The following is a 26225-nucleotide window of genomic DNA, read 5'->3' on the forward strand; positions in this document are numbered from 1 at the left end:
TAAAAGAATGAAGAAAATAGTAGTTGCATTTTTAATCGTTGGAAACCTTCTTGCCCAAGAGGATAAAAGTTTTACCAAAGCAGATTATTTAAGAGGTAGCATTACCCCAGAACGTGAATGGTGGGATTTGAATTACTATCATTTAGACATCGAAGTAGAGCCTGATAAAAAATATATTTCAGGAAAAAATACCATTCGCTACAAAGTGCTAAAATCGGAACAAGTGATGCAAATTGACTTGCAGCCACCTATGAAAATTGAAAAAATTCTCAGTGAAGGAAAAGAAGTGGCCTTTAAAAGTAGTGGCAATGTACATTTGGTATTACTAGATGAAAAACAAGAAGTAGGTGATTTTAACGAAATCGAAGTATACTATTCCGGGTATCCAAAAGAAGCGGTTCGCGCGCCTTGGGATGGTGGATTCTCATGGAAAAAAGATGGTAATGGCAATGATTTTATAGCTACTTCATGTCAAGGTTTAGGCGCAAGCGTTTGGTGGCCAAACAAAGACCATATGTACGATGAAGTTGATAGTATGGCCATTAGTGTAACTGCACCTAAAAATCTAATGGATGTCTCTAATGGAAGGTTGCGTTCGGTAAAGGATAACGGTGACACCAAAACTTATCATTGGTTCGTAAATAATCCTATAAATAACTATGGTGTAAACGTTAATCTGGCAGATTATGTCCATTTTGATGAAAAATATCAAGGTGAAAAAGGGGAACTGGATTTAGATTATTATGTACTTAGAGATAATCTAAAAAAGGCAAAAAAACAGTTTACACAAACTTCAAAAATGATGGAGGCCTTTGAGCACTGGTTCGGCCCCTACCCTTTTTATGAAGACGGTTTTAAATTGGTTGAAGTACCATATTTAGGTATGGAGCACCAAAGTTCCGTAACCTATGGTAATCAGTACATGAACGGATATTTAGGCAATGACCTTTCTGGTACCGGATGGGGGCTGAAATTTGATTTTATAATCATACACGAAGCGGGTCATGAATGGTTTGCCAATAATATTACCTATAAGGATATCGCTGATATGTGGGTGCACGAAGGTTTTACGGCCTATTCTGAAAATCTATATTTAGACTATCATTTTGGCAAAGAAGCTGCTGCAGATTATGTTATTGGCACCAGAGCCAATATAAGAAATGACAAACCTATTATTGGGCGTTATAACCTGAACAAACGGGGTTCTGGCGACATGTATTACAAAGGGGCGAATATTCTTCATACCATAAGACAGCTCATTGAGGATGATGAAAAGTGGCGCCAAATTCTTAGGGGACTAAATAAAGAGTTTTATCACCAAACGGTTACCACAGAACAAATCGAGTCTTATATATCAAAAGAAACGGGGATAGATTTAACCGAGTTTTTTGAACAATATTTAAGAACAACCATGATTCCGAAGTTGGAGTATAAAATCGACGGTAAAAATTTAAAATATCGCTATACCGATATCATCAAAGGTTTTGATATGCCCGTTCGCGTTGCGATTGACAAAAAAGAAAAATGGTTATTTCCGACTGCTGACTGGAAAACGGAAGAATTTAGCGGTAAAGAACTCATCGTAGACCGTAATTTTTACATTGATAGCGAAGCACTCTAATGAAGGTTTATTTTCCGCAATGGCAAGGTTCTGGAATTGGAACGAACATCGAACCAGGAGCCAAAGCGGTATTGAATTTTTTAAACGATGATGACTTTTTAGAGATACCATTATCTAAAATTGAAGCAGGGCCTCAAGGAAAACAGCTTTATGCCATCAATAACTATGAGGCGATTGTTGAACAACTAACACGTTTCAAAGAAATTTTAAAAACTGAGCAGCCAAATACCTTAAAAACCATAGGCGGTGATTGTGGTTTAGAGATAGTGCCTGTCTCTTATCTCAACAAAAAGTATCCAAACTTGGGGGTCATTTGGTTCGATGCCCATGCAGACATCAATAAACCTTGTGACTCTGCTAGCTGTAACTTTCATGGGATGCCTTTACGAACTTTATTAGGTGAAGGTGAACCATATATGAATTCGCTCTTATCATCTACAATTTTAGCATCACAGATCCATTATGTTGGCTTGCGTGATATTGATGAACCAGAGCAATTAAGAATTAATGAAGGAAATATTTATGCTCCAAAAACGCTGAACATTCCTGAATTAATTCAAACCCTCAAGGATAAAGAAATTAAACATTTATACCTGCATTTCGATTTTGATTGCTTAGAACCAAACGACTATAATAAAACCTATTATCAGGTTCCAAATGGTCTAAAAATCAAAGACGCCGAAGAATGTATTGTAAGGCTACAAGAACAATTTGAAATTGTCGGAAGTAGTGTTTTAGAATCTATAACAACAAAAACGGAAGAATTAGCCCCAATAAGCAAGATTATTAAGCTTTTAATGCACTAAAAATGAAGGTAAAAGTAGGCTTGGTTCAAGACAGTCCTGTTTTCTTTGATAAAGAAAGAACGTTGGACAAAATGGAAGCACTAATAAAAAACGGTGCTGCAAAGGGTTGTAATCTGCTTGTATTTCCAGAGTCATTTGTTCCAGGGTATCCCAGGGGCTTTTTGTTTGGCGCCAGAGTAGGCAGCAGAACCGCCGAAGGCAAAGCATTATATGCCAAATACTACAAAAACAGCATGTCGCTTGATGGTAAGGAGATGACGAAATTGCTATCATTGGCAAAAGAGCACAATTTATATTTGGTTGTAGGTATTACAGAAAAACAGGAAAAGCACAATAGTCTGTATTGCAGTATGGTCTATATTTCTCCTACAGATGGTTTGCTAGGTGTGCACAGAAAAATAAAACCCACAGGAACAGAACGGGTTATCTGGGCCGAAGCAGCAGGTGAATCTCTGGTCAGCTTTGACACAAAAATTGGAAAGCTAGGAGGGCTTATCTGTTGGGAAAACTATATGCCCCTTGCCCGAATGTCTATGTTTAAAAAAGGAGTTGAAATTTATATCGCACCCACCGCTGATTCTAGAGAAGAATGGACTGCCACTATGAAACATATTGCTCTTGAAGGAAGATGTTTTGTGTTAGGGTGCAATCAATATTTTACAAAATCAATGTACCCCGAAGAATATCAGGCTTTAGCACAAGGTGAACCGGAAGATATGTGCCCCGGGGGCAGTATTATAGTATCGCCATTTGGTAAAGTTTTAGCTGGTCCGCTTTTTGGGAAAGCCGATTTGCTGATGGCCGAGTTGGACTTAGACGAGATTATAAATAGCAAAATGGATTTTGATGTAAACGGACACTATAGCAGAAAAGATATTTTTGATTTTAAGGTAAATAATCAGCCCGAAATACAAAAAGAAAAAAACCTCTAGCATATCAATCTGAAATTCAACTATGCCGTTAAGAGTTAAAGACCAACTTGAAAGAACACTCAGCTTTAAAAAATATCCAAGTCGTATCGTTTCATTAAATCCTTCTCAAACCAAAACTATTGTCCGCTTGGGCTTAGAAGAACAATTGGTCGGAGTCACAAAATTTTGTGTACATCCTAAACATCTAAGAAAGAACAAAGTAGTAGTTGGCGGCACTAAAAAAGTTAATTTCGATACGATTCGAGAACTAAAACCAGATGTCATTCTGTGTAATAAAGAGGAGAACACACAAGAAATCGTTTCCACTTTAGAAAAAGAGTTCCCCGTCCATGTTACCAATGTTGAGACTATTTCACATGCACTGGAGATGATTGTACAATACGGCACACTCTTCAATAAAGAAACTAATGCTCAAGAAATTTGTGCTCAAATAAATGAACAACTACAAAAGTTCAACCTGAATATAAAAGGTCTTCATTACAAAAGAACGGCCTATCTTATTTGGAGAGACCCATACATGGCTGTTGGCAGCAGTACGTTTATCAATGAGATGCTGACTCTTAACAGGCTAAAAAATGTCTATCACGAAAAAGAAAGGTATCCTGAAATAACACTTGAAAACTTGGCAAAACTAAACCTTGATTATATACTACTATCGTCTGAACCTTTTCCGTTTAAAACGATACATAAAGAAGAATTAGAGAAAAAATTTCCTGAAGTGACCATTAAATTAGTTGATGGTGAATACTTCTCTTGGTACGGTTCCCGATTACTTAAAGCTTTTCATTATTTTAATGAGCTACAAAAAGAACTTTAAAAGATTAGTCAATGGAAAAGCAAGAACTCTATTTCAAAAATGATAAAGAGTTCAGGCAGTGGTTACAAAAAAATTATAGCTTGTCTGAGGGTATTTATCTAATATTCTATAAAATCTCCCATGAAATGCCAAGTATGCGCTGGGAAGAAGCCGTGCGAGTGGCGCTTTGCTATGGCTGGATAGACAGCACTGTAAAGAGTTTAGGCAACGGTAAACGCAAACAATATTTTTGCCCAAGAAAACCAAAAAGTGTTTGGAGCAAAGTGAATAAAAATCATTTAAGAGAACTGGAGAAGGCAGGCCTTATTCATGAAAGTGGATATAATGCTATTAAAATTGCAAAAGATAACGGCTCGTGGGAAGCTTTAGATGATGTGGAGAATGGAGTAATACCAAGTGATTTACAACAAGCATTTGAGCAAAACCGAAAAGCTCTAGAAAACTATGAGAACTATACACAAGGACAGCGTAAGAGCTATCTGTATTGGTTAAACCAAGCTAAAAGAGAAGAAACGAGGCAAAAACGAATTACAGAGATAATTTCACTATGTGAGAAGGGGGTGAAATCGAGAAATACCCGATAATTATTTTTGATACAAGCGATAATAGGTAAATGCCGCTATAGCACCTATTGAAGAAAAGCCGGTAAGCATCCAAAATACATATCGATGCCCTTGTTCACCAGGATAAGTATCAAGAAAGTAACCGTATGCAGGGCCTGCAAAAATATCAGGGGTGTAGCCTACCAAAGAAATTAAACCAACTGCCGTACCGGTAAGAACAAGTGGAATTCTACCTTCTTTCATAACACCAAAGTACAAGGCCCGTGCCGCATATACGCCCATAGCGATAATAACCACTGCCATAAAAAATAAAATCGTTGTTGAAGGCGCAATACTACCGGAAGTATAAAGTACACCTGCCACTATACAAAGCACCAAACTTAAGAACAACCAAAACGTAATTTTAAATCGATCTACGATAAGCCCGACCAAAATGCCTGTTGTGGGTCTTAAAAATTGAAGAAAAGTACCTACTTGAGCTGATTCGACCTGATTATAAAGCATAACTTCATTTGCAAATTGTGAGACCACATCGGTAATTTTATAACCAACATAAGCACAGAGAATAATTACCATTAACAACCATACCGAGGGTAATCTTAATACTTCTTTAATCTGCACAAAGGTTATACGCTCCAATAAAATTTTTCTTTCATCAATGCCTGATTTCATAAACACCCAAACCAATATGCCTATTAGCGTTATTATGATAGCAGATGTATATAAAACATAAGTAAATGCTTCCTGTCTTTCGACCAAAGATGATTCGCTCACATCATTCTTCAAGAAAAGAGAGAAAATAAACACCCCAAGCAGCCCGAATAAAAATCCGGTAAGTCCCCTACCCCCATCCAATAGCCCAAATGCTTTACCTTGCGAAGTATCGCCGCCCCAAACTCTTGTGGCCTTTATCATTGGCGCCCAAAACAAAAAAATAGTAGTGAAGCCCCAGTATCCGTAGAGTAATTGTAATGTTCCAAAAGATGGGTAGGTAGCAAATAAAACTCCCCCTAAAGCGGTCATCCACAATGCGATAGCAATCAATTTTCGGGGAGGGAATTTATCCGCTAAAGGACCACCAAGAAGGTATGAGGGAACAGCAACTAAGCCATAAATAGAAAAACAAAGCCCAAGCTCTACATTACCCAACTCAAAAACTTCTAAAACCGTAGGTCTAAATATCCTCGGGAGTACAAAAGGCAAAATAAATACCGCTTCACCCGCTAAAATCAACAATAAGAGGTAAATCCAACTTGGTTTTTTCATAGTGGGCCTACCTATCTTTTGGATGAATATTTTTATTCGTTTCTTTTAAATCTTTAAATGTTTTAAGATTAACGGGCTTATATACGCGGTTTCCTTTAGAAGGGTGCTTCAGCAATCCTTCTTTTGGTCTTATCGGTCTTTTTTCAAAACCTCCGCCACAATTGGGGCAGACATTTTCTAAAATTCCATTCACGCAATTCATACAAAATGTACATTCATAAGTACAAATCATGGCATCCTCACTATGGGGTGGTAAGGGGCTATCACAATTTTCACAGGTTGGTCGTAATTCAAGCATAAAATTGATTTGTTCCCTAAAGTTAAGGATAAAGAAATGCACTTAAAATTAAAGACTCCTTTTCCCTATCTTTAGTCGACTAATTAACTTCCATAATGAAAAGAATATGTATCCTTTTGGTGTTACTAACATCGATAAGCCTTTTTGCACAAGAAGAAAAGAAAAAAGATAAAAAATGGGATGTTACCAACCCAGGGGAATCCTTTAATTTTAAAGACTATCCAGTTGCAACAGATGAAGGTACGTGGATGAATCTGGACGTTAGTCCCGATGGAAAAACAATCGTCTTTGATCTTTTGGGCGATATCTATAAAATGCCCATAACAGGTGGAAAAGCAACGGCACTACGTAGCGGAATTCCTTTTGAGGTACAACCACGATTTAGCCCTGACGGAAAACATATTGCTTTTACCTCAGATGCGGGTGGCGGTGATAACCTTTGGGTGATGAAAAGCGATGGTTCAGATGCAAAACAAGTGACCAAAGAAAGTTTTCGTTTGCTAAATAATGCGTATTGGACCCCAGATGGTAATTATTTAATAGGTCGCAAACACTTTACTTCGCAGCGCTCTCTTGGTGCAGGAGAACTTTGGCAATATCATATCACCGGAGGCTCTGGGCTTCAAATCACCAAACGAAAGAACGATCAGCAAAATCTGGGTGAGCCCTGTGTTTCACCTGATGGCAAGTATGTCTATTATAGCGAAGATGTATACCCAGGTGGCTATTTTCAATACAATATGGATCCTAATAGTCAAATCTACGTTATTAAGCGCTATGATTTTGAAACAGGAAAAACAATAACCATAACCGGCGGTCCCGGTGGTGCAGTTAGGCCTCAGCTTTCTAGAGATGGCTCAAAACTTGCTTTTGTAAAGCGTGTACGTACCAAATCCGTACTCTTTTTACATGATTTGGAAACTGGTGAAGAATGGCCACTTTTTGACGGTTTAAGCAAAGACCAACAAGAGGCATGGGCAATTTTTGGCGTTTACCCAAATTTTAACTGGACACCAGATGATAAAGCGATTGTGTTTTGGAGTGGTGGAAAAATACATAAGATAGATGTGAATTCTCTAGAAGTCACAAATATTCCGTTTCAGGTAGCAAACAACATCAAAATTGCAGAGCGCGTTCATTTCAATTCCCCGGTGGCGCCTGATAATTTTGAGGCCAAAGTGATTCGCCATGCAGTTACTTCCCCTGACGGAAAAACTTTGGTGTTTACAGCAGTTGGGCATTTGTGGAGCAAGAAACTGCCTAATGGCAAACCAAAACGTTTGACCAGTAATACAGATTTTGAAGCCGAGCCTGCCTTTTCGCCTAATGGAAAAGAATTGGTCTTTGTTACTTGGAACGATGAAAACCTGGGCGCCATCCACAAGATGCCCGTAACTGGAGGAGCTTCAACAAAATTGACCACAGAAAAGGGTATTTACAGAACACCTAGTTTTAGCCCATCCGGAAACCTAATCACCTACAGAAAAGAAGGCGGAAATAACGATCAGGGAAGAACCTTTACCAAAAAAACAGGCATTTATACCATCAACAGCGATGGAAGCAATCAGAAATGGGTTTCAAAAGAAGGAGAGTACCCTACGTTTACCAAAGATGGAAAGCGGATTTTTTATCAAACTGGCGGCACCTATTTTGGTAATTTGACCAAAAGTTTAAAATCGGTAGACCTTAACGGTAAAGAAGCGCGTAACCACGTTAAATCTAAATATGCAAACAGATTGGTTCCGAGTCCTGATAACAAATGGATTGCCTTTACCAACTTACATAAAGCCTATATATCGCACCGCTAGTAATGACCGGCAAGACCATTGATTTGGATAACAACTCAAAATTTGTTCCTGTTTCCCAGCTATCAAAAGATGCCGGCATCAATCTACATTGGTCGAAAGACAGTCAAAAAATTATGTGGACCTTGGGAGACGAATATTTCTCAAACAACATGAAAGACAGGTATACCTTTTTACCAGGCTCTCCGGAAAAGGTAGCAAAGCCCGATTCTACAGGAATCAAAGTTGGACTTCAATTAAAACATCATAAACCTTCTGGAAAGATAGCTTTTACCAATGCCCGAATCATTACTATGGAAGGTGATGTGGTTATTGAAAATGGAACTATCATCATTAATGAAAACCGAATTGAACAACTGGGAGCATCTTCTGATATTTCAGTGCCGAATAATGCTAAAGTATTTGATGTTTCAGGTAAAACAATAATGCCGGGCATTGTTGATGCGCATGCACATGTTGGCGGATTTAGATATGGACTAACCACGCAAAAACACTGGCAACTCTATGCCAATCTTGCTTTTGGGGTTACCACTTCACATGACCCCTCGGCCAATTCAGAGTCTATTTTTACAATGTCTGAATTGATTAAAACTGGAGAAATGATAGGCCCACGTCTCTACTCCACCGGTATCATATTGTATGGGGCAGATGGTGATTTTAAAGCCGTTATTAACAACCTCGATGATGCACGTTCCTCCATCCGTAGAACAAAGGCCTATGGGGCCAAATCCGTCAAGAGTTATAACCAACCAAGGCGTGAACAACGCCAACAAGTAATGCAAGCTGCCCGAGAATTGGGCATTAATGTGGTACCTGAAGGTGGTTCTACTTTTTACCATAATATGAGTATGCTTATGGACGGTCACACCGGAGTGGAACATAATATTCCTGTTGCTCCTGTATACAAAGACGTTATCGAACTATGGAAAAACAGTACATCAGGCTATACCCCAACGCTTATTGTCAACTACGGCGGACTCAATGGAGAATACTGGTTCTACCAAAAGGATAATGTTTGGGAGAACGAGAAACTACTAAAATATACCCCTAGAGGGTTGGTAGATGCGCGTTCTAGACATCGGACCATGGTGCCCGATGAAGAATATGAAAACGGACATATTCTAGTCTCTAAAGATGCGACCGCATTGACCAATAATGGGGTTAAAGTAAATTTAGGGGCTCACGGTCAGTTACAGGGGCTTGGCGCACATTGGGAGCTCTGGTTATTACATCAAGGTGGCATGACCAATATGCAGGCTTTAAGGGCTGCAACACTAAATGGCGCTGAATACATAGGCGCAGGTGGTGAAATTGGGTCTTTAAAAGTTGGCAAACTTGCCGATTTAATTGTTTTGGATAAAAATCCGTTAGAAGATATTAAGAATACCGAAACTGTAAGGTACACTATGGTGAATGGCCGTTTGTTTGATACGGACACCATGAATGAAATCGGAAATAAAGAAGAAAACCGAGGCCAATTTTGGTGGGAAAACAACAAGTACAACCAAGCCTTTCCATGGCACGAAGCTTCAAAGAGTTTTACTGTGCCAGGTTGTGGTTGTGAGTTAGGGCATCAATAAACGATTCAAACAAAACGGGCTTAAATAAATTACTATAAAACCCGCAACACGCTGCATAAAATTGTTGGATTTAATAGTACTTTCGCACTTGTCGTAGCAAAAGTGCAAGCTAGCGTGTTTCCGTTATTGTAGGGTTGTTAAGGCGCCTCAAATGTCAAAATTACCCAAAGAAAACCAGTTTTTAGACCTATCGGATTATGGCAGGCCAATAGCCGTAATCATCGCAAAATCGCTAAAAAATACTGCTTTTACCCCTATTCATGTTACTATTGGTTTCGTTATTTGTGGTCTGCTTGCCATTTACTGCATTTTAAACCAGCATTATTGGGCAACGGCGTTCTTTTTGGTTTTAAAATCCATTCTAGATGCGGCTGACGGAGAATTGGCACGCGTCAAAAAAACCCCGTCATACACAGGCAGATATCTCGATTCTGTTTCTGACATCATCTTAAACTTGCTCCTTTTAATAACGATTTGGTACGTTACCGATAGTTCATTACTCTACACACTCTTAGCTTTTGTTGGTATTCAATTACAAGGTACCTTATATAATTATTATTACGTTATTCTCAGAAACAAACACGATGGCGATACTACAAGTAGGGTTTTTGAAAATAACCCACCTATAGCTATGGAAGGTGAAAAGCAAATAAACGTGGATATCCTTTTTGGGCTTTACACTTTTTTTTACGGTGCTTTTGATAAGATTATTTATACCCTCGATAAAAAGGCTTCAGAGAGCAAAAAATTGCCCAATTGGCTAATGACCGCTGTTTCTACTTTTGGTCTTGGTTTTCAATTGTTATTGATAGGCCTCATGTTGGTCTTAGGGTTTAAACAATACATCATACCTTTTTTTATTGGGTATTCCATATTTATTCTAGTTTTTATTGGGCTTCGTCGCTATATTAACCGATAGTCATTATCTTGTAATCAACTCTTTTTTGCAAATCTTATGCGTACCGTTTTTCTCTTTTTGGGGTGTCTACTTTTATGGGGTTGCCCTCCGTTGCCAGATAAGTCTGATATCATCATTAAAAACGTAAACCTTATCGATATTGTAACAGGCACTATTGAAAAGAAAGATATTTTTATTACCGATGGCCGCATTACGCAAATCATTACAAAAGGCGAAGAACCAGCTTATTACAAGACAACTACTAAGATTATTAACGCGAAAGGAAAATATGCCTTGCCCGGCTTTTGGGACAATCATGTGCATTTTCGAGGTGGTGATTCTTTAATCGATGCCAATAAAAACTTATTAAAGCTTTTTATTGCAAACGGAATTACCACGGTTCGTGATGCAGGTGGCGATTTAACCCCATCGGTAATGGAATGGAAAGCAGCGATTGAAAAAGAGGAGCTCTTGGGTCCAACGATTTTTACTTCAGGTCCTAAACTAGATGGCTCCAATGCTACCTGGGCAGGTTCTTTGGTGGTAGAAAATGATAATGACATTAAGAAAGCACTGGACTCCTTACAAAACATACCAACAGATTATGTAAAACTCTATGATAGCCGCATCAGTGAGAGCGCCTATTTAAAAACAATTATTGAGGCCGAAAAACGGGGAATTATTACTTCGGGTCATATGCCCTTTACTGTTGAATTAAATGATGCCATTGATGCTGGCATCGATGGTATCGAGCACCTTTATTATATCATGAAAGGCTGTTCAAGAGAAGAAGCGCAGATTACCGAAAAACTACGTAAAAAGGAAATAGGTTTTTGGGAGGCCATGCCAGCTTTGCAAGCTTCCTATTCCGAGGCAGTAGCTGCAACTACTTTTAGTAAAATGAAAGAAAAGCAAGTATACTCCATTCCTACCCTTCATATTGGCAAAGTATTGAGTTATTTAGATGAAGTTGACCACTCACAAGATGATTATCTAAAGTATATGGGCGGTGGTATCATTAAAACCTATGAAGGTAGAATAAACCGTGTTAAAAATTCGAGTCCAGAAACCATTCAAAACCGAAAAGAATTGGATGCTTTTTTTGGAAAACTAGCAAAAACCATGTCCGATGCTGGTGTATCACTTTTAGCAGGTTCAGATAGTGGCGCTTTTAACTCGTACACCTACCCCGGAATTTCTTTACATCAAGAATTGGAAGCAATGGTCGCTGTGGGCATTTCTCCCTTGCAAGCCATACAGAATTCGGCCTACAAAGGATCCCAGTTTTTACAAAAAGACACAGATTATGGTCGTTTGTTAGAGGGTAATATTGCTGATATTATCATACTTAATGCCAACCCTTTAGAGAACATTACCCAAACCCGAAACCTTGCCTTTGTTATAAAAGGCAATCAGGTTTTGAACAAAAAAGATTTAGCCGCACTTTTAGCTTCTGCGATACATAACAACTAATATTGTTCCAATGAAAAAAACAACACTATTCCTCATAACAATTATCTTAAGTTCTTGCGGACAGTCGCAACAAAAAGTAAGTCCTACGGCAACCCTACTTTCCAATGTTCATATTGTGGATGTTGTTGATGGAGAAGTGATTCGAAACCAACACATAATCATCGATTCCGCAAAGATTCAAGCTATTCTAGCCGAAGTCCCAAATGCAGACCAATATCAAAACGTGGTCAATGGTAAGAATGGATATGTAATACCGGGTCTTGCGGAAATGCACGCCCATATTCCGCAACCCAATACCCCAAGAGAGCGGTTAGAAGAAGTTCTTTTTCTTTATCTGTCCAATGGTATTACTACAATTAGGGGTATGCTCGGTCATGAGACCCATTTAACGCTCCGCGAAGATGTTGCAAACGGTAAAGTTCTGGGTCCAAGAATTTTTACCTCTAGCCCATCCCTTAATGGAAATTCTGTAACATCCAAAGAGGAAGCTATCAATAAGGTAACGGCTTACAAAAAAGCAGGTTTCGATTTTTTAAAGATTCATCCTGGTATACAACGTGAGGTTTTTGACCAAGTAGTTACAACAGCCAATGAGGTAGGAATCCCTTTTGCAGGTCATGTTCCAGTAGATGTTGGTATTAGGCATGCCCTAAAAAGTAATTATGCTTCTATTGATCATATCGACGGTTTTTTAGAAGGTCTGGTTCCTGAATCTAAAAACGTAGACCCAACAACAAATGGTTTCTTTGGTTATGCTTTTACACCACTAGCAAATACTGCCAATATTAATGAACTGGTTTCCCTTTCCAAAAAACATAAAGTTTGGATAGTACCTACACAAAGTCTTTTTGAACGTTGGTTCGCACCTATTACTGCTGATGAATTATTAAAGCAACCCGAAATGAAATATATGCCAAAAGCCACCTTGGCAAATTGGAAACAAACTAAGGAGCGTTACATGGGGGACAATAGTTTTTCTGTGGAGCAATGGCAGCAATTTGATAGTATTAGAAAACAATTGTTAGCGGCATTAAATAAAAACGGACATGGAATTTTGTTAGGTTCTGATGCTCCGCAACTTTTTAACGTTCCTGGTTTTTCCATTCATCATGAGATTGATGGCATGTTAGGTTCAGGAATGACTCCAAAGGATATTCTAAAATCTGGAACGCTTAACCCAGCTATATTCTTTGATAAGGAAGACACTTTTGGACAAGTAAAAGAAGGTTTGGTAGCAGATTTAGTTTTGCTTAAAGCTAACCCCTTAGAGGATTTAAAAGCGCTAAAAACCATACAAGCTGTGATTTTAAAAGGACAGGTTATTACGAAAACAGAAATCGAAGAACGGCTTGAAAAAATTGCTGAAAATGCTTTGAGATAACGGCCAAGTGTATGGGCCGGACACAGCGATAGCAAGTCTGATCTCGTATACATTGTTGTGCTTTCGTTACTTTTCTTTATTCTGTTCCAATTCCTTTTTTAGTTCTGTTAATCTTCTTTGAATGGAATTTACCATTGTAAGTTTTGAATGTATGTTACCTGCAAGATAATTCAGGTTACTTTTAAGTTCTGAATCCTTCAATAAGTTTGTTAAGACGATGTTTGCTTCTTTTTCATTAAGAACTATTTGACAATTTTCTGGAAGTTTAATAGATAAACTATTCTTTGTTTCTATTATGATGTCTCCACAATTGATTCTAATTTCTTCTTGAATGTTATTTGGCATTTTTCTTCTCAAATATTCTCTATAACTGTTTTGATAATTGGCTGTGTTTGAATTTGACCAATTTGATTCATAAAAGTTTATTAGCCTTGTTCTTAATTCGTAATTGTTTATGAGATTAATTTGCCCTGAATTTTTAAGTTCTTTATATGTTGAAGCCGGCTGTCTCGCATCAATATCCTGACTTGCTTGGTAAAAATCAATAAGACTTTGATTGGGCATATTAAGAGCCAAATCAGGGTTTAAGAAGTGTTGCTGGACTCTGTTAGTAAAATCCTTGACTTGCTTGTTATAGTGTATATAATTATCAATAAATGATATTTCTTCATTTATATCATCTAAAAGTCTCGTAATAAACAAACTTTCCGATTTAGTTGCATTGTTAATAATGAAGGGTTTTATGGAGTTCCAATTTACCTCCTCACGTTTTAGGTATTTGGTCTCTAGTTTTTCGAATAAATCATTATAGAAAAATGTAATGCTATCCTTAACCGTATGCAGTTTATTTTGTCCCTGTATATTTAGTGTTATAAATAAAAAGCCAAGTAAGGTAATCCTAAGTAATGTTTTCATAAAAAAATTATTATTATGAAGACAAAACTAATTTAGGAATAGGTTGTTTCTATTAAAAAAAGGCGGAAGAATGTCCATAAAAAAAATATTGGACGTATTATTTTTTAAGTGTTGACTTGTACTGAGAAGGTGTTAATCCGGTAAATTTCTTGAACACAGCATTAAAAGAAGATTTAGAACTAAAACCAGCATTTTCAGCGATAGCTACAAGGGTATATTTCTTTTGGTCATCGGATTGTAACTGTTTTTTTACTTTTTCTACTCTTTGTTGGTTGATATAATCAGAAAACGTCATATCAAAAGTTTCGTGTATGTATAAAGACAACTCTTTTTCTGTTACATTTAATAAGGAAGCAAAATCAGATACCTTTAAACTCTTATTAGTAAATATTTCTTCTTTCGCTATATAATCTTCAAATTTATGAGCTAAAGAATGTGATGATTTTGAGGTGTTATTGCTATGCTGCTTTAAGCTAAATTCGTTAAATAAGAATTGTGATTTTGTGAGTGATTCTAATCCAACCCAATAGATATATATGGTGTTTATGACCAAAATAATCAAGTAAAGTTGGCCATTATCTTGCAGACCTGCGATAGTAACAAGAACTTGATGTATTAAATTCAGTATTGTGAATGCAGCGAAGACATAAGAAAATTTTAGTAGCCAATTCCAATTTTTCCGAACCTTGTGTAAGCCCTTAAGTTCTGTACTATTTCTTCTTAAGAAACGTATGCCAAAAAAGACTAATACAAGATTAAAAATTAAATATGCGAATTCATTGTAAACAAAAAAGCCTGTTTTGTATACATTAAAAAAAATATCCTTATCTATACCAGTATGAAGATTCACGTACCAATACGTTCTTAGAACACCATAAAATAAAGCTGGTAGAAATAAAAGATATTCTTTTTTAAGAATTGTGTTTTTATCCTTGAATACTTGGGATTTTATATAGAAATAAAATCCTACTCCAATTAGGTATTTATATGGAAACGGAAATGAACTTACCGGTATACCTGCAAACTTTTCTATACCAAGAATGTGAAAAGCATAAATCAGATTAAAAAAAGATAGCGAAAAAAGAAACAAAGCATAAAAAATAAATGCTCTTTGGTTTTCCTTTTTCTTAAAAGAGAAAAACAAGCATAATGCAAAGCCTTGTATAGCCCCAAAGAGAATGATACTATTTATTAATGAAATATTGATTTTCTAGTTAAGTTTATTGTTTTTCAATTTAATTTAGAAAAGAGTTGTTTTTTATCTCAGTTCTTTGTTGGCTTTAGTTTTTTGCAAATTCAATTAATGGATTAATATTTCCATTATCAGCTTGCTTAAGTGAATTTATATATTCTTTCCTTATTTCGTCAGCTCTGACCATATTTGATTGGTGCCACGTAAAAATCTCTTTCTTAAATATTGATTCCATTATTATATCTGCCATCATTCTTGAATGTCTTCCATTCCCATTGGGAAAACAATGAATAGAAACTATTCGATGTTTGAATCTGATTGCAATTTCTTCTGGCGAATAAGTTTTATTCTCAATCCAATATTTTGTATCCTCCAATAGATTTTTTAACTCTACTGCAATTTGGATCCATGGAATACCAATGTTTTTTTCAGTCCTTCTGAATTCACCTGCCCATTTCCATACATCTCCATACATTCGTTTATGCAGATCTTTGACAAATTTTTCTGTGAGTATTTTTTCGCGTTTCAAATTTGCATGAATAGTCCATTCAACCGCTTTTTCAATATTCAATTGTTCAAATTCGTCCAGTTCGCCTTGGGTTGTAATTGTTTTTATTTTCAACCCTTCCTTTTCCTCTTCTTCTAATGGTGTTTGTCCGTCTTTATAGTTGAATTCTAATCCCATAATGACCTTCTCATTTCTCGTTTTATTTCTTGAGCAAGTTCATTTATAGTTTTGGCTATCTTTTCATCTCCAATTCCCTGATCCTCTAGTTTCATATTTTGATTTGTCCGCAACACAATCTTTTGGGCCAGTTTCTCCGCTTTAATTTGTATTAAATCGTTGATGGTCCCATTTTTTGGGACCAGTGCATATACCAATTTTAAGTCCATTGCATTGGCTACATCTTTTAAGGAGTTAAGCGTTATCCCACCGTTAGCTTCACTTTCTTCAATTCTTCTTACTCCTTGTCTTGTTATATTTAACTTGGTCCCAAGTTGAGCCATAGTCATGTTGAGTGTGGTCCGAATTGTATTTATCCATCCACGTTCTGGGACCAGGACTTTTCTAGATTCTGAGAATGGTTGTAGTTTTTGGTCCAATTGCTCAATTAGAAGTTTTTGCTTGCTCCTCATTTTATGTAAATATTTGAGTTTACAAATAAAACTTTTTGTAAACATATATAGTTACAAATATATTAAAATGTAAATACATAAGTTTACATAAAACAAAAAAAGTAAACTTTAAAGTTTACTTTAGAGGATTGACTAAATTAAAGCTAACGTCGGGGTGAACGTGGCCAAATTACTTTTAGGCTCTTGATGACGTACGTTTTCATTCCGCACGTACCGCAGCTAAAGCTGTCTAATTATGCCTTTGCGCAGCAATTAAAGTGATTTGGTTTAGCCCGGCGATGGAGTACACTTTCCATGGGGCGGGGCTTTGCGTTTTTTGCAAAGTATAGCCACATGGGTCAGCTTTAGCTGAATATACTCCATCAATTCGCTAAACGTACTAGTACGTTTAATTCTTATATATGTGTAATTTACATAGTCAAAAACAACTGTTGTCTACTAAAGAAGAAAAATACTGGTCACAGCGCTACCAAGAAGAACGTACAGGTTGGAATATCGGTTATCCTTCTACACCGTTAAAAACCTATATAGACCAATTAGAAGCTAAGTCCATAGAAATTCTAATTCCCGGAGCTGGTAATGCCTACGAGGCCGAATACTTATGGCAGCAGGGTTTTATCAATGTGTTTGTTATGGATATCTCTCCAATTCCTCTAAACCGTTTTCAAAAGCGAAATCCAGATTTTCCAAGTCAACAATTGCTTCAAGAAGATTTTTTCAATCATAAAAACCAGTACGACCTCATCTTTGAGCAAACCTTCTTCTGTTCTTTTCTACCCACAGCTAAAAAGCGTTTTGCCTATGCCAAGCACATGAACACACTTTTAAAACCATCAGGCAAATTAGTAGGCCTTTGGTTTGATATTCCGCTTACGGGAAATATGGAAAAACGTCCTTTTGGGGGGGACAAATTGCTTTATCTAAAATACTTGACCAAACATTTAAACGCGGTAACTTTCGAAAGGTGTTACAATTCCATTCCCCCACGGCAAGGCAATGAACTGTTCGGAATTTTTACCAAAAAGCAAGCATAAACCCACGGCGTCAGGTCGAGCGGAGTCTAGACCTCTTTAGAGCATCTATCTATAAAAGCTTCTCCATTTTGATTTATCTTGAGTAAAGTCAAAAAACTCGAAGTGACATTGCCCATATTTGTTGATGCTTAAAGTACAAGTGCTAAGAATTTATATCGAACCCGCCTTATTTAGATTTTCGTTTTACTAAATCACCAACCCCAATTCCCACCTTATAAAAAATAAATAAGAACAAGCAAAAAAGGCTTCCAAATGCTATGGGGATTATGGCTCCAAAGGTAAATGAAGAACCTAAAACCCAACCTAACAAGTATTCTGCTTTATACAAGGGCTTAAAGAAGGCCAGAATAAATAAAGAACCCATTATATAATCTATAATGTCAACCTCATTCATAAAACAGATAGCTATAGAGATTGCAACTAGTGCCGAAGCTAAAAATGACAAAACAACTTGCTGTAACTTCTCTTTACTATTTGGTCTATCAATTCTTTTATGTATTCGGTATAATAAAAAATAAGTGAAAAAGGGAAGCACTAAGCCTCCCATCCAATTGGGAATACCGGGCATGTCCTTGCTATGAAATAAGTAGTGAGTAGGAATACCACCATGGAAATAATCCCAAGCGATATGTCCCCAAACTAGAAATGTTACAAGTACGGTAATTAAAATACGGCGATTTAGACCTAATTTAAGCGTCATGATTTTTCGGTTTTGATCGATTTGATATAGTAGACGTCAACTTTCCTTTTTCGTTACCAATTCTCTTCGAAAGTGTAAATTTCTATTAACACCTTTTTAAGATATCGCACTAGCCTTTTGGTTATCTTTAGGCGACTAATTCCAACTAATTCCGATAATGAAAAAATTACTACTTCTAGCCCTAGTTTTGGCTTCAACTTCTCTATTTGCCCAAGAATTTACAATGGACCTTGTTCAAGACCTAAAACCACGGAACATTGGCCCTGGCGGTATGAGTGGCCGTGTTACCGCAATTGACGTGGTCACGGAAAATCCAGATGTCATGTACGCAGGTACGGCCTCTGGTGGTCTTTGGAAATCTACTTCGGGCGGTATCAAATGGGATCCTATTTTTGACAAAGAACTTACTGCCTCAATCGGTGCCGTAGCTATACAACAATCTAACCCTTCCGTTATTTGGGTAGGTACTGGAGAAGGTAATCCGCGTAACAGTTTAAATGGTGGTTTTGGGGTTTACAAGTCTTTGGATGGTGGTAAAACCTGGAAAGCCATGGGCTTGGAAAAAACCAGACATATTCATCGTGTGGTTATCGACCCTACGGACCCTAATACGGTTTATGTGGGCGCTATTGGTTCCCCTTGGGGCGTTCACCCAGAACGAGGGGTTTATAAAACTACGGATGGCGGCCAAACTTGGGAGAAAATTCTATTTGTAAACAATAAAACGGGGGTTGCCGATTTGGTAATGGACCCAACAAATCCGAATAAATTAATCGCGGCCATGTGGGAACATAAACGTGATCCTTGGTTCTTTAAATCTGGTGGTGAAGGCAGTGGTCTGCATATGACGCACGATGGCGGTAAAACGTGGAAGAAACTAACTGATGAAGATGGCCTGCCAAAAGGCGAGTTAGGTCGTATCGGTATTACCATAGCTAAAAACAAGCCCAATATTGTATATGCTTTGGTCGAAGCGAAAAAGAATGCCCTATACAAATCTGAGGACGGCGGTTTTAAATGGAAAAAAATAAATGATAAAAGTGATATCGGTAATAGACCTTTTTACTATTCAGATATTCATGTAGACCCAGAGAATGAAAACCGGGTGTTTTCGGTGTTTACCTACGTAAACGTTTCTGAAGATGGCGGCAAAAACTTTAAGGAGTTAATGCCGGCTTATGGCGTGGACAACGGGGTACACCCAGACCACCATGCCTGGTGGATTCACCCAAATAATGGCCAATTCATGATTGACGGGAATGATGGGGGAATGAATATTACCAAAGATGGCGGTAAAACATGGCGTTTTATTGGTAATCTTCCTGTCGCACAGTTTTATCACATTAATGTAGATAATGAATACCCCTACAATGTGTATGGAGGAATGCAAGATAACGGTTCTTGGAGAGGGCCTGCCTATGTTTGGAGAGCACAAGGGATACGCAACAGCTACTGGCAGGAGATTGCCTTTGGCGATGGTTTTGATGTAGTACCAGATTTAGATGATAACCAATTTGGTTATGCCATGAGCCAGCAAGGATTTGTATCAAGATACGATTGGAAAACAGGTAACAACTACATCGTTCGCCCTACGCCACCAGATGCGGAAACAAAACTTCGTTTTAACTGGAATGCCGGTATTGGGCAAGACCCCTATGATAACAGTACAGTTTATTTTGGTAGTCAGTTTGTACATAAATCCACCGATAAAGGTTTGACATGGGAGGTTATTTCTCCAGATTTGACAACCAATGACCCAGAAAAACAAAAACAGAGCGAAAGTGGTGGACTAACAATGGATGCTACAGGTGCAGAAAACCATTGTACGATTCTAGTCATAGAACCTTCACCTGTTGAAAAAGATATGCTTTGGGTAGGTACCGATGATGGTCGTGTTCATGTAACTCAGAATGGAGGCGCCAACTGGGTCGATGTTACCAAAAATATTAAAGGGCTACCAGCAGGAAGTTGGATTCCTCAAATAAAAGCTTCCACCAAAAATAAAGGAGAAGCTTTACTCATAGCTAATGATTACCGTAGGTTCAACTATACACCTTACGCTTACAGAACTAGAGATTATGGTAAAACTTGGACACGTATTGTTGATGCGAATGACGTGGAAAGCTATACCTTATCGATTGTTGAAGACCCTGTTAACTCGAATTTGGTGTTCTTGGGTACGGATGATGGTCTTTATATTTCTTTTGATGCCGGAAACAAATGGCAAAAGTGGACGGAAGGCTTCCCAACTGTTTCCACTAAAGATTTGGTGATTCAGCCACGAGAACATGATTTGGTGATTGGAACTTTTGGTCGTGCGGCATGGGTTCTAGACGATATTCGCCCTTTAAGAGCATTGGCATCCAACAAAAATATTTTACAAAAAGACATCAAACTATTTGATAGTCCTGATGGATATCTTGCAGCTTATCAGCAGCCTACTGGCAGTCGTTTTGGTGGAGATGCGCTATACAATGCCGAAAACAGAAAATATGGCGCTATGATTACTTATTACCTAAAGGAAGGTAAAAAGGAAATGAAAGAAGATAAAAAAGAAGGTGACGAAAAGGATAAAGATGAAAACAGTGAAGATGAAAAAACAGATAATAAAAAAGAATTGACCGATGTTCAGAAAAAGGATTCCGTACAGTTCGATTTTTATGATGGTACCCGTTTAATAAGAACCCTAAAATATAAAACGCCTGAAAAAGCCGGATTCCATAGAATTTATTGGAACATGGACGAAAAAGGGCCGGACAGACCTGCACGAAAAATTAGTAAAAACAAACGTGAAAGAGGCGGAACCGAAGTGAAACCTGGTACTTATAAAGTAAAAGTGAGCTTTGGTGAAGCTACCGATTCTACAAGAGTCACCGTAAAGACCGACCCGAGACTCAATGTATCAATAGCTTCTATAAATGAAGTTTACGAGCATAGTAAAAAGTTGGAAGGCTACACGCAAACGGCAGCAGATGCGGTAAAACAGTTGGTCAAAAACAAAGATTTGGCCAATAAATTCTCAAAGGAGATGAAAACCTTGGATAAAGACAAGTACAAAGACCAAATAAAAGCTTCCGGTGCTATTATTAAAGCTATCGATTCCGTCGTAGCAATTTATATTGGTAAAGAGGATAAAAGACAGGGTATTACCCGTAATCCAGAAATCAACGTGATGCAGCGAATCGGTAATGCCAGTTTTTATGTAGGTACACGAAAATCTGGCCTTACAAAAACCGAAAAAGACCTTATTAAATACTCTGAAGATGATTTAAAATCCGCTTTGGATAAAACGAACTCCTTTTTCAATGAAAAATGGAAAGCCTATCGTGAATCGATAGAAGCACTAGACCTGTCACCGTTTAAGGAAACAGAAACATTTACAATCAATTAAAAAACAACGCATGAAAAAAACGATTTTAGTACTACTTGCAATTACTCTTTTCTGGTGCTGTAAAGAAGAAAAAGCTGCGCCATCTGTGGCAGACACGATGAAAACGTATACCATCGCACAAATGATGGATAATGAAGCTGTAGGCGGTGGGAGTTTTTCGCCTGATAAGTCAAAATTACTAATCTCAAGTAACCGTTCCGGAATTTATAATATGTATACCGTTTCCACTGAAGACGGAGAGATGTTGCCTGTTAGTCAATCGGACAGTTCTTCTGTATTTGCAACCTCCTATTTCCCCAATGATGAACGTATGCTTTTCCGTATGGATGGTAATGGAGACGAGATTTATCATATTTATCTTAGAGAAGAAGACGGAAGTCATAGAGATTTAACTCCTTTTGAGGGGGCAAGAGCTGGTTTCTCTGGATGGACAGATGACAAAAAAAGTTTTTTGTTTTCGTCCAATAAAAGAGACCCGAGGTATACCGATTTATATGAAATGGATATCGAAACCTTTACACCAAAAATGCTTTATAAGAATGAAGATGGGTATTTTATCGGGGGGCTTTCTGACGATAAAAAGTATTTAGCGCTTATAAAACCCATTAATACCAGTGACTCTGATTTGTTTCTATATGACATGTCGACCAAGGCATTGACCAAAATAAACAAAAACCAGAGCGCCAATAGTCCACAAGACTATTCTCCAGATGGAGCTTCTTTATACTATACGACCGATGATGGTGGAGAGTTTGCACAACTAATGAAATACAATATCGCCGATGGAACAAGTGAAAAGGTGTTGTCTAAAGATTGGGATATTATGGGTAGTTACTTTACCGATTCAGGTAAATATCGCGTAACCTATATCAATGAAGATGCAAAAAACACCATCGAAGTAATGGATGTCGCTTCTGGGGAAAATATTGATTTGCCCTCTTTTGACAACATGGATATCACCAATGTCTCCTTCTCTAGAGATGAAAAATCGATGCGTTTCTATGCCGGTGGTTCACATACGCCTTCTAATCTTTTTGTTTATGACTTAGAAAGTAAAAAACAGGCGAAACTTACCGATGTATTGAATGATGAAATACAGCCAGAGGATTTGGTAAATGCAGCGGTAATTCGCTATCCTTCCTTTGATGGGGTAGAAATTCCTGCAATTTATTACAAGCCGCACCAAGCGTCCGCAGAAAACAAAGTTCCCGCTTTGGTTTGGGTGCATGGTGGTCCTGGGGGGCAATCCAGACAAGGCTTTAATTCTTTTCTGCAATATATGGTCCATGGTTACGCCGTCTTAGCGGTAAATAACCGCGGTAGCAGTGGTTATGGCAAAACCTTTTATCAAATGGATGATTTAAATCATGGTGATAAAGATTTAAAAGATTGCATAGAAGGTAAAAACTGGCTCGCTAGTCAGTCAGAAATAGACCCGAACAAAATTGGAATCATCGGGGGTTCTTATGGTGGTTACATGACCATGGCTGCATTGACCTACGCTCCAGAAGAATTTAATGTAGGGGTCAATTTGTTTGGTGTTACCAATTGGATCCGAACTTTAAGAAGTATCCCGCCATGGTGGGAAGCCCAAAAAGAGGCACTTTATAAAGAATTGGGTGACCCAAATAGCGTAGACTCTGTTCGTTTGCGAAAAATCTCTCCATTATTCCATACAGATAAAGTAACCAAACCTTTAATTGTACTTCAGGGCTCTAAAGATCCAAGGGTTCTTCAAGTGGAGTCCGACGAAATCGTAGCAGGGGTGCGTAAAAATGGGGTTCCCGTAGAATATGTTCTGTTTGAAGATGAAGGCCATGGGTTTGTAAAAAAAGAAAATCAAATTAAAGCCTATAGTGAAGTCTTAAAGTTTTTAGATGTTCATTTAAAGGGTGAAAAAGTAACCCCTATCAAAGACGGCGATATTTAATATTTTTAAAAACGAGAAAATTCGTCACCCTCCTTATACCGCAGGAGGGTGATTTATTAGGCAATCATATGAGAAAATTATTGGTCTTTTTTTTATTGGCGACTCTTAGCGCAAACGCGCAGCAAACAGGGGAAAACGAAACGGGAATTTGGTATATGTATTTTGGCATGAACAAAATAGCGGAACGCTGGAGCCTGCATACAGAAGCACAATTTCGTTACTACGAGACATCTGGCAATTTTAATCAGCTACTCCTTAGAACCGGGGCAAATTATCATATCAACCAAAACGCAATAGCAACTTTAGGTTATGCCTATATCGATACTGATTCCACGTTTGAAGAAAGCCCTAAAGATGCAAATGCCCTAGAACATCGTATTTTTCAGCAATTCATTCTAAAAAATAAAGTTTGGGAATTCCTTTTTGAACATCGTTATCGATTGGAACAACGTTTTATCTCACAAACAGACATTCTTAGTGACCCTGAGATAGATTTGGACAGAACAGAACATCGTGCGCGATATCGAATTCAAGCAACTCTCCCGCTTACAGATACCTTTTTCTTGAATTTTTATGATGAATTGTTTATCAATTTACAGGATAATTTGTTTGGTCAAAATCGCTTGTACGGTGCATTTGGTATTCATATCACAGAAAATAGTAGTATTCAGCTAGGTTGGCTTAGAAACCAATTCTCCAATGCGGTTTTTGACCGTTTTCAGATAGGATTCTTCTTTAATCCCGACCTACGTAAAAAATCAAAATCATGAATCTCCAAAAAGTAAGTTTTAAAAATAAAGCAGGGCAGTCATTAGTTGGTCGTTTAGAATTGCCTGCAGATAGACACCCTCATAATTTTGTGCTTTTTGCGCATTGCTTTACTTGTAACAAAAACTTGCTTGCAGTAAAAAATATCAGTAAATCTCTTACTTCTAACGGTTTTGGAGTATTGCGTTTTGATTTTACAGGTTTAGGAGAAAGTGATGGTGATTTTGCCGACACCAACTTTTCTGGCAATGTCGAAGATTTAATTGCCGCAGCCAACTTTTTAAAAGAAAACTATACCGCCCCTACCCTGCTCATTGGACATTCTTTAGGTGGCGCGGCCGTTGTGTTTGCAGCTGGTGAAATTCCTTCTGTACAGGCCGTTACTACGGTTGGTGCCCCATCCAATCCTATACATGTAAAGCATCTTTTAAAAAGTGGTCTCGAAGAAATTAAAAAAGAAGGCGAAGCCGTAATCAATCTTGGAGGGCGAGATTTCAAAATAAAAAAGCAATTTGTAGATGATCTGGAAACTAAATCTTTACCTGAAACTGCTAAAAATTTAAGAAAGCCATTACTCGTTATGCACTCTCCGCAAGATGACACCGTGGGAATTAAAAATGCCGAAGAAATCTATATCGCCGCACATCATCCTAAAAGTTTTGTCTCTTTAGACGGCGCCGACCATTTGTTGACAAGAAAAGAAGATTCAGCTTATGTGGGCGATGTCATTGCAGCATGGGCAAAAAGATACCTCAATTGCGATATTCCGGATAAAAGTTTAAAAACAAAACATCAAGTTGCGGCCAGTTTAGATGCCGAAGATGGTTTTACAACAAGACTTAAAGTAGGCAATCATTATATGACTGCAGATGAGCCAACCAGTTTTGGGGGTAATGATTTTGGGCCTTCACCATATGAATATGTCTCAGCTGGCCTTTCTGCATGCACCGTGATGACCATTCAGATGTACGCCAAACGAAAGGGTTGGCAAATTGATAACGTTGAAGTTCATACCTCTTATAGTAAATCTCATGCCCAAGATTGCGAAAATTGTGAAGACAGTACGGCAAAAATTGACACTTTTGAACGTGAAATTAAATTAACCGGAAATCTGGATGAAAAACAAAAAGCGAGAATCATGCAGATTGTCGATAAATGTCCCGTGCATAAGACACTTCATAGTGAAACTCAGGTGATAACCAAGCTCATTGCGTGATGCAAAGCCCTGTTTTTGAAATTTCAATAACCGGAAGTTTCTACACATTATTACTTCCTGAGGATATTATTAAGCCTTTTCTAGAAAAAAACTTAAAAAGAGTAAAAGCAAAGGCAAGTTTTCAAGGCAAAGAAATTTGGTTTCATGGGGCCATTCAAAAAAGAAATGGTAATCATTACATGATGTTCGGTAAACGCTATCAAAAAGAATTAGGTGTCTTTCCTAATGATTATTTTGAGCTACAATTTTTTGAAGACACTTCTAAATATGGTGTTGAGCTTCCTGAAGAATTTGAAGCAGTAATGCTTAGTGATTATGAAGCCTATCAAATTTTTGAATCACTTACCGACGGCAGAAAGCGTGGTCTTATATACGCCATAGCGCGCTATAAAAATCAGCAGACCCGAATCGACAAAACCCTGCTTCTTTGTGAGAACCTCAAACGTGGTATTCGCGACCCTAGAGAAATGCTAAAATCTCTTTAAAAATACCCAAAGTTTCA

23 protein-coding genes are annotated in these 26225 nt (G+C 37.7%); 16 read left to right on the plus strand and 7 right to left on the minus strand.

Going from position 1 to position 26225, the window contains the following annotated elements; all coding sequences use genetic code 11:
- Nucleotides 1–7 precede the first annotated feature (7 nt).
- The 5 genes from ACZ1GR_RS03190 to ACZ1GR_RS03210 are packed head-to-tail and all read left to right on the plus strand — an operon-like array spanning nucleotide 8 to nucleotide 4760.
- Nucleotides 8–1621: a M1 family metallopeptidase gene (locus ACZ1GR_RS03190; protein ID WP_472610799.1), complete on the plus strand. Its 1614-nt coding sequence runs from the start codon at nucleotides 8–10 to the stop codon at nucleotides 1619–1621.
- Nucleotides 1621–2427: an arginase family protein gene (locus ACZ1GR_RS03195; protein WP_472610800.1), complete on the plus strand. Its 807-nt coding sequence runs from the start codon at nucleotides 1621–1623 to the stop codon at nucleotides 2425–2427. Before ACZ1GR_RS03190 ends, ACZ1GR_RS03195 begins: the two co-directional genes overlap by 1 nt.
- A 2-nt stretch (nucleotides 2428–2429) precedes the next feature.
- Nucleotides 2430–3359 (plus strand): carbon-nitrogen hydrolase family protein, encoded by a 930-nt coding sequence (locus ACZ1GR_RS03200; protein ID WP_472610801.1) that lies wholly within the window; start codon nucleotides 2430–2432, stop codon nucleotides 3357–3359.
- Between the two features lie 22 nt (nucleotides 3360–3381).
- The gene (locus tag ACZ1GR_RS03205) at nucleotides 3382–4176 is read left to right on the plus strand and encodes an ABC transporter substrate-binding protein (RefSeq protein ID WP_472610802.1); all 795 of its coding nucleotides are present in this window, start codon (nucleotides 3382–3384) and stop codon (nucleotides 4174–4176) included.
- A gap of 11 nt (nucleotides 4177–4187) precedes the next feature.
- On the plus strand, nucleotides 4188–4760 hold the full coding sequence (locus ACZ1GR_RS03210) for a YdeI/OmpD-associated family protein (protein WP_472610803.1): 573 nt from the start codon (nucleotides 4188–4190) through the stop codon (nucleotides 4758–4760).
- On the opposite strand, the gene ACZ1GR_RS03215 is transcribed toward ACZ1GR_RS03210, so the two are convergent.
- A complete protein-coding gene (locus tag ACZ1GR_RS03215; protein WP_472610804.1) occupies nucleotides 4761–6005 on the minus strand; it encodes an MFS transporter in 1245 nt (414 codons plus the stop codon). It abuts the gene before it with no gap.
- Between the two features lie 7 nt (nucleotides 6006–6012).
- Nucleotides 6013–6303, minus strand: a complete 291-nt coding sequence (locus ACZ1GR_RS03220; protein WP_472610805.1) for a DUF1272 domain-containing protein — start codon at nucleotides 6301–6303, stop codon at nucleotides 6013–6015.
- A gap of 95 nt (nucleotides 6304–6398) precedes the next feature.
- On the opposite strand from ACZ1GR_RS03220, the gene ACZ1GR_RS03225 reads away from it, so the two are divergent.
- The 5 genes from ACZ1GR_RS03225 to ACZ1GR_RS03245 all read left to right on the plus strand — a co-directional run bounded on the left by ACZ1GR_RS03225 (nucleotide 6399) and on the right by ACZ1GR_RS03245 (nucleotide 13440).
- Nucleotides 6399–8111, plus strand: coding sequence for a hypothetical protein (locus ACZ1GR_RS03225; protein ID WP_472610806.1), 1713 nt, complete (start codon nucleotides 6399–6401; stop codon nucleotides 8109–8111).
- Nucleotides 8112–8113: 2 nt separating this feature from the next.
- The gene (locus ACZ1GR_RS03230; RefSeq protein WP_472610807.1) at nucleotides 8114–9688 is read left to right on the plus strand and encodes an amidohydrolase family protein; all 1575 of its coding nucleotides are present in this window, start codon (nucleotides 8114–8116) and stop codon (nucleotides 9686–9688) included.
- A gap of 151 nt (nucleotides 9689–9839) precedes the next feature.
- The gene (locus tag ACZ1GR_RS03235; protein ID WP_472610808.1) at nucleotides 9840–10607 is read left to right on the plus strand and encodes a CDP-alcohol phosphatidyltransferase family protein; all 768 of its coding nucleotides are present in this window, start codon (nucleotides 9840–9842) and stop codon (nucleotides 10605–10607) included.
- A 36-nt stretch (nucleotides 10608–10643) separates the two neighbouring features.
- Nucleotides 10644–12059, plus strand: a complete 1416-nt coding sequence (locus tag ACZ1GR_RS03240) for an amidohydrolase family protein (protein ID WP_472610809.1) — start codon at nucleotides 10644–10646, stop codon at nucleotides 12057–12059.
- A 10-nt stretch (nucleotides 12060–12069) separates the two neighbouring features.
- Nucleotides 12070–13440 (plus strand): amidohydrolase family protein, encoded by a 1371-nt coding sequence (locus ACZ1GR_RS03245; RefSeq protein ID WP_472610810.1) that lies wholly within the window; start codon nucleotides 12070–12072, stop codon nucleotides 13438–13440.
- Nucleotides 13441–13506: 66 nt separating this feature from the next.
- On the opposite strand, the gene ACZ1GR_RS03250 is transcribed toward ACZ1GR_RS03245, so the two are convergent.
- From ACZ1GR_RS03250 to ACZ1GR_RS03265, 4 genes are all read right to left on the minus strand, one after another.
- Complete coding sequence (locus tag ACZ1GR_RS03250; protein ID WP_472610811.1) at nucleotides 13507–14355, minus strand: hypothetical protein; 849 nt, start codon at nucleotides 14353–14355, stop codon at nucleotides 13507–13509.
- Between the two features lie 97 nt (nucleotides 14356–14452).
- Nucleotides 14453–15445, minus strand: coding sequence for a helix-turn-helix domain-containing protein (locus tag ACZ1GR_RS03255; protein WP_472610812.1), 993 nt, complete (start codon nucleotides 15443–15445; stop codon nucleotides 14453–14455).
- Between the two features lie 190 nt (nucleotides 15446–15635).
- Nucleotides 15636–16232: a mobile mystery protein B gene (locus ACZ1GR_RS03260; protein ID WP_472610813.1), complete on the minus strand. Its 597-nt coding sequence runs from the start codon at nucleotides 16230–16232 to the stop codon at nucleotides 15636–15638.
- Nucleotides 16223–16684 (minus strand): mobile mystery protein A, encoded by a 462-nt coding sequence (locus ACZ1GR_RS03265; RefSeq protein ID WP_377766529.1) that lies wholly within the window; start codon nucleotides 16682–16684, stop codon nucleotides 16223–16225. The genes ACZ1GR_RS03260 and ACZ1GR_RS03265 overlap by 10 nt, the downstream gene beginning before the upstream one ends.
- Nucleotides 16685–17085: 401 nt before the next feature.
- Between ACZ1GR_RS03265 and ACZ1GR_RS03270 the strand changes: the two genes are divergently transcribed.
- Nucleotides 17086–17718 carry a methyltransferase domain-containing protein gene (locus ACZ1GR_RS03270; RefSeq protein ID WP_472610814.1) on the plus strand — a complete coding sequence of 211 codons (633 nt, stop codon included), beginning with the start codon at nucleotides 17086–17088 and terminating at the stop codon, nucleotides 17716–17718.
- Nucleotides 17719–17884: 166 nt separating this feature from the next.
- Here the strand turns inward: ACZ1GR_RS03270 and ACZ1GR_RS03275 are convergent, their stop codons facing one another.
- On the minus strand, nucleotides 17885–18418 hold the full coding sequence (locus ACZ1GR_RS03275; RefSeq protein ID WP_472610815.1) for a hypothetical protein: 534 nt from the start codon (nucleotides 18416–18418) through the stop codon (nucleotides 17885–17887).
- A gap of 157 nt (nucleotides 18419–18575) precedes the next feature.
- Here ACZ1GR_RS03275 and ACZ1GR_RS03280 point away from each other — a divergent pair, with 157 nt between their 5' ends.
- From ACZ1GR_RS03280 to ACZ1GR_RS03300, 5 genes are all read left to right on the plus strand, one after another.
- On the plus strand, nucleotides 18576–21809 hold the full coding sequence (locus ACZ1GR_RS03280; protein ID WP_472610816.1) for a WD40/YVTN/BNR-like repeat-containing protein: 3234 nt from the start codon (nucleotides 18576–18578) through the stop codon (nucleotides 21807–21809).
- Between the two features lie 10 nt (nucleotides 21810–21819).
- Nucleotides 21820–23739, plus strand: coding sequence for a S9 family peptidase (locus tag ACZ1GR_RS03285; RefSeq protein ID WP_472610817.1), 1920 nt, complete (start codon nucleotides 21820–21822; stop codon nucleotides 23737–23739).
- A gap of 68 nt (nucleotides 23740–23807) precedes the next feature.
- A complete protein-coding gene (locus ACZ1GR_RS03290; RefSeq protein WP_472610818.1) occupies nucleotides 23808–24509 on the plus strand; it encodes a DUF2490 domain-containing protein in 702 nt (233 codons plus the stop codon).
- Nucleotides 24506–25723: a bifunctional alpha/beta hydrolase/OsmC family protein gene (locus ACZ1GR_RS03295; protein WP_472610819.1), complete on the plus strand. Its 1218-nt coding sequence runs from the start codon at nucleotides 24506–24508 to the stop codon at nucleotides 25721–25723. The genes ACZ1GR_RS03290 and ACZ1GR_RS03295 overlap by 4 nt, the downstream gene beginning before the upstream one ends.
- Nucleotides 25723–26208 carry a YdeI/OmpD-associated family protein gene (locus tag ACZ1GR_RS03300; protein WP_472610820.1) on the plus strand — a complete coding sequence of 162 codons (486 nt, stop codon included), beginning with the start codon at nucleotides 25723–25725 and terminating at the stop codon, nucleotides 26206–26208. Before ACZ1GR_RS03295 ends, ACZ1GR_RS03300 begins: the two co-directional genes overlap by 1 nt.
- The last annotated feature ends 17 nt before the right edge of the window (nucleotides 26209–26225 follow it).

Source organism: Croceitalea sp. W27 (assembly GCF_055693185.1).